The 12,171-nt window shown below is 69.1% G+C and carries 12 protein-coding genes; 8 read left to right on the forward strand and 4 right to left on the reverse strand.

Going from position 1 to position 12,171, the window contains the following annotated elements:
* Positions 1-18: 18 nt before the first annotated feature.
* A complete protein-coding gene (locus ACUN9U_RS11355) occupies positions 19-1,329 on the reverse strand; it encodes an MFS transporter (RefSeq protein WP_445485079.1) in 1,311 nt (436 codons plus the stop codon).
* 123 nt (positions 1,330-1,452) lie between these two features.
* Between ACUN9U_RS11355 and ACUN9U_RS11360 the strand changes: the two genes are divergently transcribed.
* Complete coding sequence (locus ACUN9U_RS11360) at positions 1,453-2,088, forward strand: TetR/AcrR family transcriptional regulator (RefSeq protein WP_445485080.1); 636 nt, start codon at positions 1,453-1,455, stop codon at positions 2,086-2,088.
* 112 nt (positions 2,089-2,200) lie between these two features.
* On the opposite strand, the gene ACUN9U_RS11365 is transcribed toward ACUN9U_RS11360, so the two are convergent.
* Both ACUN9U_RS11365 and ACUN9U_RS11370 read right to left on the reverse strand, forming a co-directional pair.
* Positions 2,201-3,346 (reverse strand): sensor histidine kinase, encoded by a 1,146-nt coding sequence (locus ACUN9U_RS11365; protein ID WP_445485081.1) that lies wholly within the window; start codon positions 3,344-3,346, stop codon positions 2,201-2,203.
* Positions 3,347-3,438: 92 nt separating this feature from the next.
* Positions 3,439-4,158 carry a response regulator transcription factor gene (locus ACUN9U_RS11370; RefSeq protein ID WP_445485082.1) on the reverse strand — a complete coding sequence of 240 codons (720 nt, stop codon included), beginning with the start codon at positions 4,156-4,158 and terminating at the stop codon, positions 3,439-3,441.
* Between the two features lie 266 nt (positions 4,159-4,424).
* Here ACUN9U_RS11370 and ACUN9U_RS11375 point away from each other — a divergent pair, with 266 nt between their 5' ends.
* From ACUN9U_RS11375 to ACUN9U_RS11405, 7 genes are all read left to right on the forward strand, one after another.
* On the forward strand, positions 4,425-4,826 hold the full coding sequence (locus ACUN9U_RS11375) for a hypothetical protein (protein WP_445485083.1): 402 nt from the start codon (positions 4,425-4,427) through the stop codon (positions 4,824-4,826).
* Between the two features lie 74 nt (positions 4,827-4,900).
* Positions 4,901-5,920: an AAA family ATPase gene (locus ACUN9U_RS11380; protein WP_445485084.1), complete on the forward strand. Its 1,020-nt coding sequence runs from the start codon at positions 4,901-4,903 to the stop codon at positions 5,918-5,920.
* 230 nt (positions 5,921-6,150) lie between these two features.
* Positions 6,151-7,137, forward strand: a complete 987-nt coding sequence (locus ACUN9U_RS11385) for a DUF58 domain-containing protein (protein ID WP_445485085.1) — start codon at positions 6,151-6,153, stop codon at positions 7,135-7,137.
* Positions 7,137-8,078 (forward strand): VWA domain-containing protein, encoded by a 942-nt coding sequence (locus ACUN9U_RS11390; RefSeq protein ID WP_445485086.1) that lies wholly within the window; start codon positions 7,137-7,139, stop codon positions 8,076-8,078. The genes ACUN9U_RS11385 and ACUN9U_RS11390 overlap by 1 nt, the downstream gene beginning before the upstream one ends.
* A gap of 132 nt (positions 8,079-8,210) precedes the next feature.
* Positions 8,211-9,125, forward strand: coding sequence for a trypsin-like peptidase domain-containing protein (locus ACUN9U_RS11395; protein ID WP_445485087.1), 915 nt, complete (start codon positions 8,211-8,213; stop codon positions 9,123-9,125).
* Between the two features lie 123 nt (positions 9,126-9,248).
* The gene (locus ACUN9U_RS11400; protein WP_445485088.1) at positions 9,249-9,962 is read left to right on the forward strand and encodes a lytic murein transglycosylase; all 714 of its coding nucleotides are present in this window, start codon (positions 9,249-9,251) and stop codon (positions 9,960-9,962) included.
* A 489-nt stretch (positions 9,963-10,451) separates the two neighbouring features.
* Positions 10,452-10,718, forward strand: a complete 267-nt coding sequence (locus tag ACUN9U_RS11405; RefSeq protein ID WP_445485089.1) for a helix-turn-helix transcriptional regulator — start codon at positions 10,452-10,454, stop codon at positions 10,716-10,718.
* Between the two features lie 179 nt (positions 10,719-10,897).
* Here the strand turns inward: ACUN9U_RS11405 and ACUN9U_RS11410 are convergent, their stop codons facing one another.
* Complete coding sequence (locus ACUN9U_RS11410) at positions 10,898-12,133, reverse strand: Shedu immune nuclease family protein (RefSeq protein WP_445485090.1); 1,236 nt, start codon at positions 12,131-12,133, stop codon at positions 10,898-10,900.
* Positions 12,134-12,171: the final 38 nt, after the last annotated feature.

Here is a 12,171-nt window from a genome sequence, read left to right on the forward strand (position 1 = left end):
CCCAGTTTTGGACCCGCCTCAGGCGGCGGTGTCGGCAGGCTGGACCGCCGAAATGGCCGGGTCGTTGTGGGCATCGTCGATCACGTGCCTCTGGCGAGCGACCCACAGGATGCCGATGAGCACACCGACCACGTTGGTGGCCACCAGGACTCCAAACAGCACGCCGGCGCCCTGAGCGAGCAGCGCCGGGGTGAACAAGGCGAAGACCGCCGCCACGCCGCGGGTTGCAGCGATCATGAGACCCTGGGCGCTGGAGCGCAGCCGGGTGGGGAAGAGCTCCTGGGCCCAGACCTTGAACATCGGCTCCCCAGCAATCGCCCCGCCCAAGCCGTACAGGACGCCTGCGACCAGCAGGGTCGGCACCGAAGCACCCGCCAGCACCGGAATCATGAAGGCCGCAGAGGCCAGCACGCCACCAATGATGAAGATGACCATGCGTCGCGCGCCGTCGACGAGGCGCATGAGCACGGCCATGCCGACGAAGACAGCCAGCAGGCCCGCCAGGCCAGCCATGTTTGCGGTCTGCACCGAGGCGCCTGCGGCGTTCACGTACAGGAAGGTGGAAAACTGCCCGTTCGTGTTGGCTGCGATGTTCACCACGGCGTAGAAGCAGGTGAGGGCCACCAGCGGGGTCAGGTAGCGGGTGAACAACTCACGGGCCCCGCGCAGGGAGACCCGGTCGGAGGCTGCGTCGATGAGCGCCTCGTCGTGCTCGGCCTTCCAGGCTGCCGACTCGGGGATCCCCCAGCGAAGGACGAGCACCACCAAGGCGATGACGAAGAGGTGGCCATAGATCAGCCGTGCTCCGGTCACGCCCAGCGGGCCGCCGACGATTCCCAGCACGATGGTCACGACGATGCCGAGCATCCACAGGACGTGGGAGAAGGACACCAGGCGTCCGCGCTTCTCCGGCGGGGCGCTCTCGGCGACCATGGCCAAGGCCACCGGCAGGTCGGCGCCGCCGGCGAAGCCGAGAAGGGCGATCCCGAGGTAGAGCAGGCCCGCGCTGGGTGCCAGGGTCAGGAGCCCGGCGCCCAGGAGGAACAGGACCATGGTGGCGGTGAAGACGCGACGGCGTCCGTAGCGGTCGCCCAGCCAGCCACCCACGAGAGCCCCAACGGCGATGGTGGCGGTCAGCAGGGCGGACAGCTGGGCGAACTGCGTGTTGGAGAAGCCGAAAGCCTGCTGGTACAGCACGAGTGCGGTAGCTGAGCCTGCGATCGCGGCGGCGTCCAGGTAGGAAGCCATGCCGGCGACGACGGCTGTGTACCAGGGTCGGCGCGGGGCTATGGACAGAGCGGCGTTGCTCATGATTCTCCTTCGAACCATCTGTGGTCCGGTCGCTTGCAGCTGCGCCCGGGCGGCCGGTGTGCGGCCTGATGCGGTGGACGCTAGCAGGTTGCTAACCAGTTGGTAAGACTCACCAAGTGGTTAGTTTGGTACGGTTCCTCGGTGCGGGCGGAAGCGGCGAAAGTGGCAGAGCCCGCGGCCTCGCCTGGTGGCAAGCGCGCACAGCTGAGTCGCCGCCGCCGAGAAGAGATCTTGGATGCCGGTCTAGGGCTCTTCGCCGAATCCGGTTTCCGTGGCACATCTCTACGTGACATCGCCACGCGCGCAGACCTCACGCACGCCGGTGTCCTGTACCACTTCGCGGACAAGGAGCAGTTGCTGGTCGCGGTTCTGCTTCGCCGCGACGAGCAGGTCAGCGCACGGCATCACCTCGTGTCCGAGGATGGCCTCGAGGTGCTGCGCGGCTTCTTGGCCCTGGCTCGGGAGAACGCTGCCAACCGCCAGATCGTGGAGCTGTTCGCCACCCTGTCCGGGGAAGCGGCCGCCGCCGCCCACCCCGCCCATCGCTACTTCGCCGACCGCTACTCCTTCTTGGTCGACACCCTGCGTGGTGCCATCGCCAACCTGCGATCACGCGGGCTGCTGCAGCGCGGAGAGTTCAGCGATGACCAGATCGCACGCCAGCTCATCGCGGTCAGTGACGGACTGCAGGTCCAGTGGCTCATGTCTGGCTGCCAGCTCGACCTCGCTGGAGAGATCGCCGCTTTCGTCCAACCCTTTGTCGGTACCCAGCTCTAGGGCTTCCCCGGAGCTCACTTCTTGGAGGGCAGCGGCGCGTCGGCCCGAGCAGGAGGCGTTCACCTGCCCCCGGCGGCCAGCACGCACCGGGCCGTGGGCTAGCGAGGTGCACTCAAGCGACGGGGGGCTTGGTGGCGCGCTCCGGCCCGCCGCTGACGGCGCGGTCGGGCAGCCAGATCGTGAACCGACTCCCCGAGCCGTCAGTCCCTTCGAGCACTAGTCGCCCGTCGTGGCTCTCGACGATCTGACGGGCGATGGCCAGCCCCAGCCCGGTGCCGCCGCTGGGCTCGTCGGATCCGCGGTGGAAGCGATGGAAGATCCGCTCCCGGTCGACCTCGGGGACACCTGGTCCCTGGTCCTGCACCGCGATCCACGCCCAGCCAGCCCGGCTCCCCGCCGACACGGAGATCGTCGAGCCCGTGGGTGCCAGCCGCACCGCGTTGGACAGCAGGTTCGACAGGGCGCGAGAGATCGCCGTGGCGTCGCCGTAGACGACGGGGCCTGCGGGCGAGCTCACCTGCAGCGCCAGCGAACGCTGCTGCGCCATGAGGTGGTGCTCCTGCGTGACCGACTGTGTGAGGCGAGCGACATCGATGTCGCTGTCCTGGAAGGCGCCTGACCGCTTGCGCGCCGTGGCCAGCAGGTCATCCAGCAGGCGACTCATCCGCGCCGTCGCACGAAGGACGACTCCGGTCGCGTCAGCGCGGTCTGCGGGGGTCGAGCGCTCATCACCAAGCACGGCCTCAACGTTCGTAGTGATCACCGCCACTGGGTTGCGCAGCTCGTGGGAGACGTCTTCGACCAAGCGCCGCTCGGTGGTGAAGGCTTCCTCGAGTCGCTGCAGCATCCCGTCGATGGTGTCGGCCAGGGTGCGCAGCTCATCGGGCGGCCCGCTGGCACCGATGCGCCGCGACAGATCTGTGGCGGTGATGTGCCGGGTGGTGGCCACGATGTGGCCCAGGGGCCGCAGTGTCCGCCCCGCCACCCACCACCCGACCACCAGACTGAGGACGAACATGACCGCCAGGGCGATCAGGGAGTACGTCCGCAGCGTCTGCAGCGAGGCGTAGTTGACCGCCAGCTGGACGCTGGCCAGGTCAGCGGCCTGGAACTGCTCACCGCTGCGGTACTGCACGGTGCCGTCGGAGGCCCGGGTGAACTTCTGGACCGTCACCGGATCCAGCGGTGCCGCCGGCACGCTGTGCGACAGCGCTAGGTAGACCCCCAGGAGGAGCAGCGCGGTGATTCCGAAGAGCACCCCCGAGTAGGTCAAGGTGAGGCGGACCCTGACGGTCCGCATCCAGTTGGGCGGGCGCAGGACCCTTGAGCTCCGGTCGGCCAGAGGCGATCTCATGGCGCGGACTCCCCGGGCGCTGCACCGCTCTGCTCCCGCAGGCGGTAGCCCCGTCCCACCACGGTCTCCAGCAGCGGCTCCTCCTGCGCCAGGGTCAGCTTGCGGCGCAACGTGCCCACGGTGACGCGGACGGTCTGGGTGAAGGGGTCGGCGTTCTCGTCCCACACGTGCTCCAACAGCTCCTCAGCCGAGACGACGTGGCCGGGACGTGACATCAAGTAGCGCAGCACGCCGAACTCCTTGAGTGTCAGCTGCAGCTCGCGCTGCCCGCGTGAGGCCAGATGCCGGGCCAGGTCCAGGCGCACCGGGCCGACCTGGACCACGGTGGACGCGGCGCTGGTCTGGCGGCGCAGCACTGCGCGCAACCGAGCGCTGAGCTCACCCAAGGCGAACGGCTTGGTGATGTAGTCATCAGCCCCCACGTCCAGCCCACGGATCCGATCGCCGAGCTGGGAACGCGCAGTCAGCATGATGATGCGCAGGTCACGGCCCGCAGCACAGGTCACCCGCCCGCTGCGAATCCCGGCCGCCAGAGCCAGACCGTCACCATCGGGCAGGGTGATGTCCAGCAGGGCTGCATCGAAGTCCGTGGTCGCCAGCCGCTCGCGCGCCGCCGCGCAGGACCCGGCGACGTCGACGGCGTAGCCCTCCCGCGACAGCCCGATGCGCAGGGCGCTGGACAGGCCCTCCTCGTCCTCCACCACCAGCAGTCGCACCCGATCACGGTAACCAGCACCGTGAGCGGGCGCGGTCTGCTCTTTCGCCGACCTTTCGCTCTTGCTTCCTGTGGCTTTCGCACGTGCTTGCTGAAGTGGACATCACCGCTGCACCGCGCAGCGCCGCTCAGCCGCTGACCGGCCGGCCTCATCGGACTCCACCCCGGAACCGCCACGGACAAGCGTGGCGAGATCCGGTCAGGAGCCGAGGCCGGACCACATGCAGCGAACCGACGAACCCGCACGAGAGCACACGGAGGCACCTCATGAAGCGCAGTCCCTTGGAGAAGAGGGCCCGCCGTCGGCTGGCGATGGTCACCGCACTGGCGGGGCTGGCGGTGGGCGCCGGCGCAGGAGCCGCCTACGCCACCGACGCCCACGGCACGCGCACCATCGTGGAGACCGGCTGGGCCACGGTGGTCGACCAGCGCGGCGAGTCACCGCTGGCTTTGCGCAGCAGCGACGTGGCCTCCGTCGGCAACTCCGTGATCGCAGCCGTGCAGGGAAGCGAGGACCGGGACTGCCCGTGGGGGTCCGGCGGCGGCTCGAGTGCTGGCGCTGCCTCCAGTCCCGGGTCCGATGGACCCGCCAGCGCAGGCTCCGCCACCGATGAGGACGCTGAGGCCGGCCAGCCGACGGTCGAGCAGATCCCGAGCGCGGACCTGTGACCGAGCAGCCCCACCTCGACGTGCCCAGCCGTCACCAGCCCGACCTCGAGCAGCATGGCCCGGATGCCCTCGCGGTGGGACGCCACGAGGCACCCGCTGCCGCGCCGGCCTCCAGTGACGCCTCAGCAGCGCTGAACCGAGCCCTGTTCCAGGTCAAGCGCGTCGTGGTCGGCCAGGACGCGATGGTCGAGCGGATCGTCGTTGGCCTCCTGGCCCGCGGGCATGTACTCCTGGAGGGAGCACCGGGGGTGGCCAAGACCCTGGCCGTGCGCACGCTGGCCGACGTCGTCGGCTGCAGCTTCTCCCGGTTGCAGTTCACCCCAGACCTGATGCCTGCCGACATCATCGGCTCCCAGGTCTGGCGTCCCTCCACCGAGAGGTTCGAGACCGAGCTGGGCCCCGTCTTCGCCAACCTCGTGCTGGCCGACGAGATCAACCGGGCGCCGGCGAAGGTGCAGGCGGCGCTGCTGGAGGCCATGGCCGAGCGGCAAGTCACGATCGGCGGCCACAGCCACCGCCTGCCCGCGCCCTTCGTCGTCCTGGCCACCCAGAACCCGTTGGAGACCGAAGGTGTCTACGTCCTGCCGGAAGCCCAGCGCGACAGGTTCCTGCTGAAGGTCGACGTCCAGCACGCTGAGGAGGCCGACGAGCTGGCGATCGTGCACCGGATGAGCACCACACCTCCACGCGCCCAGCGGGTCCTGTCCCTGCCTGAGCTGGTCGACCTGCAGGCAGCCGCCGACGCCGTCTTCGTGCACCCGGCGATCGCCCAGCACGCCGTGCAGCTGGTGATGGCCACTCGCCATCCGCAGCGCTACGGGCTGGAGCTGTCTGCGGTGCTGGAACATGGCGTCTCCGCACGCGGAACCCTCGGCTTGATCAGCGCTGCTCGCGCTATGGCCCTGCTGCGTGGGCGGGACTACGTGCTGCCGCACGACCTCACCGACATCGCTGCCGACGTGCTCGCCCACCGGCTCGTCCTCACCTTCGAGGCCACCGCTGACGGCGTGGACCCGCGTGCGGTCATCCACAGCGTGCTCACCGCGCTGCCCCGCCCCGTGGTCGCTCCGGAGCAACAGGACGACGCAGCGTGATGCGCCGCAGCAGAAGCACCCAGCGGCCGCAGCGGGTGACGCCGCCGCCGGCGCTGAGCGTGGTGCCGGATGCACGTTCCTCCCTGTCCAAGGGGCCGTCAGCGTCAGCGGCGAGGGCGCTGTCGGGGGTCTCGTCGAGCACATCGACTGCGACCGGTCGTTCCGCCCGCTCGCCCGCACACCAGGAGGTCTACGGCGCGCTGGCGACCCTGCGGCGCCTGGAGCTCATCGTGCGGCGCAGGCTGGACGGCCTGGTGGTGGGAGAGCACACGGGACTGCGCACCGGACCGGGCAGCCAGGCCGAGGAGCTCACCGCCTACCGCCCCGGAGCCGACGTCCGGCGCATCGACTGGCGAGCCAGCGCGCGAGCTCGGGACCTGCAGGTCTGGCGCACCCAGGCCGAGCACGAACTGACCTGCTGGCTGCTGCTGGACCAGACCGCGTCCATGGCCTTCGGCACGGTGGGCCTGGAGAAGGCAGAACTGGCCACCACCGTCGCGGCCGCCTACGGGCTGCTCACCGACCGGCCAGGCAACCGGCTCGGCGTCGCGCGTCTGACCACGACCGGTCTGAGCTGGGGACGACTGCGACCCGGGCGTCAGGCCGCCGTGCACGTCCTGCGCTCCGACCCAGCCCCCCGCGAGGGACCCGCCGTCACCAGCCTCGCCGAAGCCCTGCAGGAGATGGGACGACGCTGCACCCGCTCGGAGGTCATCGTGGTCGTCACTGACCTGCTCGAACCCTCGGGACGAGTCGAGCGCCCCTTCGACTGGGAACCAGCTCTGCGCCGGCTGGCCCGGCGCCACGAGGTGGCCGTCGTGGAGGTCATCGACCCCCGCGAGCTGGACCTGCCGGCTGTGGGCCAGCTCGTGCTGGTCGATCCGGAGTCCGGTCACCAGCGCAGCATCGACAGCGATGACCACCGGCTGCGTCAGGCCTACCGACAGCACACCGCGGCTCACCGCAGCGCCACCGCTGCTGCGGTGCGCTCCGCCGGAGCCGGACACCTGCCCCTGCACACCGATACCGACTGGCCGCGCGCCCTGGCTGACTTCCTGCGCTCCAGGCGTCGGCGCGCTCCGCGACCGGCCTCAGCAGGACGCCCCCCGGGGCTGGCCGGCGACGTCGGCAGTGGTGGCAGCGCAGACCTGCCCGCAGCCGGAGCTGCCCCCACCGTGCTTCGTCCCGAGAACAACGCGACCACCAGGAGGCCGTGATGAGCCTGCTCACGCCTTGGGCGCTGCTCGCGCTGCTACCGGCAGCCGCGCTGGCCTTCGCCTACGTCCTGACCCAGCGCCGACGCCAGCGCTACGCCGTCCGCTTCGCCGCGCTGCCGATGCTGGACCGCCTCATCCCCCGCAGACCCACCTGGCGGCGCCACGTGCCCGCGGGGCTGGTGCTGCTGGCCATGGCCGCGCTCTGCCTGGCCGCGGCACGGCCAGAGGTGTTGGTGCGGGTCCCGCAGGAGCGCGCCACCGTCATGGTCGCCATCGACACCTCCGGCTCGATGGCCGCGACAGACGTCGAACCCAGCCGCCTCGGCTCGGCCACCCGCGCTGCCCAGCAGTTCATCGACCAGCTGCCCGAGACCATGAACGTCGGCGTCGTCACCTTCGCCGGGTCGAGCTCGGTCGTGGCTGCCCCGACCACCGACCACGCCGCGGTGCAGGCCCAGTTGCAGACCCTGCGTGAGGGCACCGGCGGCACGGCCATCGGTGACGCCGTCCTGGCCTCCTTGGAGCAGGTGCGCGCCCTGGCGGCCCGCGATGAGGCCGAGAGCGTTCCGGCTCGACTGGTGGTCCTGTCGGACGGAGCCAACACCTCAGGCAGCCCCTTGCAGCAGGCCGCTGCGGCAGCCACCGCAGCTGACATCCCGGTCTCCACCATCGCCTTCGGTACTCCTGACGGCGTCCTGCCCGGAGGTGAACGCGTCCCCGTCGAGACCGAGGCGATGGCAGCCCTCGCCGAGGACACCGGCGGAGCCACCTACTCGGCCGAGAGCGCCCAGGAGCTCACCGAGGTCTACAGCGACATCGGCTCCTCCATCGGCTGGGACCTGCAGCCTCGCGAGATCACGGCCTACCTCGCCGCCGTGGGCCTGGCGCTGGCAATGGGCGCAGCGGCGCTGTCCCTGCGCTGGTCCCCGCGCCTGCTCTGACTCGAAGCGACCACGACGCACGACGTGACCCGCATCCCAACCCCGTGCTCCCCTGAAGGGACAGCGATGACCGAGCAAGCCCCACCAGCCGGCACCCCCGCCGGCCCCCCGCCCCAGCGTCGCGGACCGGACATGCTCTACCCACCGGTCAGTGCCGCGTCTCCGCCCACCTCCACTACCCCACCCGCCGCTGGCTCCACGGCTGAACCTGCCGGTGCGCCTCCCTCGCCTGCGGTGGTCGCGCCTGGGGGAGTGCTTGGTTTCCCCGCGACCTCAGCGCCCTCGGCGGTCGCCAACGCGGGGACCCGACCACGACGCGGCCGCGGACTGCTGCTCACGGCCGTTTTGGCCGCAGCCTCTGGCGCCATCGCGGCTTCGGTGGTCACGGGGCCGAGTGCGAGCGGGCCGGTGACCCTGTCTCAGACCGCTTCCGGCGCCCGCGTCGCCGGCCCCAGCGGTACCGCCCCCGCAGGTCAGGGCACCACCCAGAGCGCAGCGGCGGCGCTCTTGCCCAGCGTGGTCCAGGTGCGCACCACCCGGGGGGCGGGATCCGGCGTCGTCATCGACGCCGAAGGTCACGTGCTGACCAACCACCACGTCGTGCGCGGCAGCGACGAGGTCTCCCTGCAGGACTCCACCGGCGCCATGGTGCGTGCTGACGTCATCGGGTCCGACGCTGACTCCGACATCGCCGTTCTGCGGGTGCGGGGTGGGGCTCCACCGGCGGCAGCGCTCGGCACCAGCGCCGACCTGGCCATCGGCCAGCCCGTGATTGCCGTGGGATCCCCCTTGGGTCTGAACGGCACGGTGACCTCGGGTGTGATCAGCGCACTCGAGCGGCGCTCGAGCTCTGAGGCGATGATCCAGACGGATGCTCCGATCAACCCCGGCAACTCAGGAGGCCCTCTGGTCGACCTCGCTGGCCGTGTCATCGGCATCAACACCTCCATCGCGACGGTGCGGGGCGCCGGGGGCAACATCGGCATCGGCTTCGCCGTGCCGATCGACCGGGCGGTCGCAGTGGCTCAACAGCTCATCGACGGCTGAGCCGACCCGCTGCTGGAGGCGCCGACGCGCGACTTGAGCATCGGCGCCCTACCCGATCCACCACCTGCCCTGAGGAGTTGTGGCCACATCAAGACCGCCGTCACACGTCGGCTCGCGCTGTCCGTGACCAGTGCCCTGCTGACCCTCACCGGATGCTCCCTGGACGGGGCGGCGCCCGCTGACGACCGGCCAGCCCCCCAGCTAACAGCCCCCGAGCAGCAGCTGCCGCCCGCCGCCGCAGGGCAGGGCTCGGAGGTCGGCGCGCCCATCGATGGACTCGTCGACCCGACGTGGATCCAGGAGACCTCGGACCGCTCGGGCATCCCGCCGCGGACATTGGCCGCCTATGCAGGTGCTGCTGTGCACACCGCGGCGACGGACCCCAGCTGTCGCTTGGGCTGGAACTCCTTGGCCGCGATTGGTCGAATTGAGTCTGCCCACGGTGGCTTCGGTGGAGCTACCGTCAGCGACGACGGGCGCGTCGAGCCAGCGATCACCGGCGTCCCGCTGGACGGGGAAGCCGGGGTGATGGCGATCCCGGACACCGATGGCGGTGAGCTCGATGGAGACCCGGAGTGGGACCGAGCGGTGGGCCCCATGCAGTTCATCCCCACGACCTGGGACCGATACGCCCAGGACGGCAACGGTGATGGGCGTGCTGACCCGCACCAGGTGGACGACGCGGCTCTGACTGCAGCCGTCTACCTGTGTGCCGTGGGCGACCAGCTCGACGAGGAGCGCGGGTGGAGCCAGGCGGTGATGGCTTACAACCGTTCGAGTGCCTACCTGCGGGATGTCACGGAGGCGGCCGAGACCTACGCGAACATGACGCGGTGAGCCGTGTCCTTGCAGGCTCCAGTCACTAAAGCCAAAGAAAACCTTCGCCGCACGTCGTGACGGCGGACCCCGCGCGACGAGCCCCCAGTTCGGGCTACACCGCTGGCACCGATCCCACTCTCGCGTGGCGAAGCTTTGCGAGGGCTCAGACAGAGCCCACTGGGTTCGGCATGACCTTGCTCAGTCTCCAGCGCTTTAGGTTCTTGGCCAGCAACTATCGCTCTAGAGCTTGACGACGGCCCGTAGGTCTTGGGGCGGAACCAGGCCCTCGCCGGGGGGAACGGTTGGGGCCTTGGGGCGGAGCAAGATATACGGAGTGGTGACCCACTCCGGTTGCCTGCGGCAGCCCGACCGGCGCGGTTGGGCGTGTAGGGCGCGGAGACGGAGCCGTGGTGCGTGGCGCCGATGACGCCACGACCCGTCAGTCGGGGTCTACAACCGTTCGAGGCGGCAGGAGTTTGGCGGGCAACGGCATCGATGAGGCAACCGATGCGCGGTCAGGTGCCTCCGAGCGTCGGCACCGCGCAGTCGCTGTCACGGAGAACGGGGGTCGTTGTGAGCGAGTTCCTACTCACTCGAGAGGTCGCCGACCTGCTGCGGACGTCGGAGTCCACTGTGCGGTACTGGCGGTACACCGGCGATGGCCCGGCGAGCGTCAAGGTTGGGCGCCGCGTCCTGTACCGGAGAGAAGCCGTGCTGGCGTGGCTGGCCGGGCTCGAGACGGCTGGGCCGGTGCGGGAAGAGAGGGCCCGATGAGCGATCGCCCGAACCGGTACGCCTGCCAGCTACTTCCGTCTCACAGGGACCGAGGACGAGGCGTGGCGCGGACGGGCGACGCTCCTCGAGCAGCTAGACCGCGGGTGTCTCTTCGTCTGAAGGAGGGCGGGCCGCAAGGGGCCGCTCCTTACTCCTGTTGGAATGCCGCGGTGGGTGGCTTACGAGTTGCCGCGATTAGTCCGCTGCCGCTTCTCGGCGAGTTGCACGTGGCACCTGGCCCCCTCGAGCAGTTCATCGAAGGTAATAATTTCTGGTTCGGTCAGGCTCCGTCGCAGCAGCTGGAAACTACGAAATTCTGAGCGCTTGATTCCGCCTGCTGCTGTCACGAGTTGCTCCAGAGATCCCACGATCAGATATGATTTAGGCCGGAGCAGGAAGGATCCCTGTGGAAGGTCTCCGCCGTCTTCGTCCACCTGGCGCAACTCTTCGCCGATGCTGCGAACCGCCAGATCCACCGTCTGATGAACCTGCGTGATGGCGCCCATGAGATCACTGGAAGCCGCGTGGCAGCCGCTTCTATAGGGTGCACCCGGGGCGAGAAGCGGAGTGTTCTGATGTTTGATCTCCGCAAAGACCAGAGACTGGATGGCTCCTTGTGTTTTCAATAGCGCGTCAACAGTTTTTCCTACTCCTGAGACGCTCTGGCCGGTGACGCGCTGCTCAAGCCGAGCATCATCCCAGGATGTAAGAAGTTGGCCGCCCAGGCCGACTCCCAGGATCCACGGATTGGCCTCCAAAAGATGTTGCCAAGCGCGCTCTGGCCCTCCGGCCTCGGATACCGCCGCTGCGAAGGCACCAGCGTCTGCAAGCCAAAGTTCCATCTTCTGCACCACGGCTCGTCGCCGGGCCAAAGCTAGAATGTCATCTGCTGACTCGTCGCTTTCGAAGTGCTCACGCACCTCATCTCGCTTTCTCGAGTACAGCTGCGTCAGCAGTCGAGGGTCATTCAGTGCAGCTGACAGGGTCGAGTCGTCTAGGACCTCAGAAGTATCACCGTCGGCCGGTATGTGTTGCAGCGCCTGGATCAGTTGTATGAGACTGGCGGCTTGGCTGCGGTCGAGGGTGAGGAGTGTCTCAAGATTGCTTCCGTTCCTCCCGCTCGTTACTCGCTGAAGGCGCAGCTTCCGCACGCCGCCGGGAGTTCTAGCGACCTGCAATTGAAGTTGCGTCCGCCCTTTAGGGCTCACGTAAAACACCTCGTTATCCCAATTTTCAGTCTCGTCCGCGGCGTCGACGGTCTCGTCAAAAACCTTGTAGATGTAGCGAGCTGCTTCACCATCGTCCTGAGATCCCGGCTGGCGCAGAACGAATGACCGATTGATGTAGAACCGGTCCGTGCGGCGCCCCAGGGCGTAGTCCACTTCCGTGGCAGGCTCGGAAAGGTCGTATCTCATTCGCCGTACCCCCTGTTCGACCCGTTGCAGTGATGATG

The organism is Quadrisphaera sp. KR29 (assembly GCF_052644995.1).

Excerpts from the sequence above, each read along its gene's own strand:
- ACUN9U_RS11395 (WP_445485087.1), top strand. The coding sequence starts at position 8,211 with ATGCTCTACCCACCGGTCAGTGCCGCGTCTCCGCCCACCTCCACTACC.
- ACUN9U_RS11375 (WP_445485083.1), top strand. The coding sequence starts at position 4,425 with ATGAAGCGCAGTCCCTTGGAGAAGAGGGCCCGCCGTCGGCTGGCGATG.
- ACUN9U_RS11390 (WP_445485086.1), top strand. The coding sequence starts at position 7,137 with ATGAGCCTGCTCACGCCTTGGGCGCTGCTCGCGCTGCTACCGGCAGCC.
- ACUN9U_RS11410 (WP_445485090.1), bottom strand. The coding sequence starts at position 12,133 with ATGAGATACGACCTTTCCGAGCCTGCCACGGAAGTGGACTACGCCCTG.
- ACUN9U_RS11405 (WP_445485089.1), top strand. The coding sequence starts at position 10,452 with ATGCGCGGTCAGGTGCCTCCGAGCGTCGGCACCGCGCAGTCGCTGTCA.
- ACUN9U_RS11355 (WP_445485079.1), bottom strand. The coding sequence starts at position 1,329 with ATGGTTCGAAGGAGAATCATGAGCAACGCCGCTCTGTCCATAGCCCCG.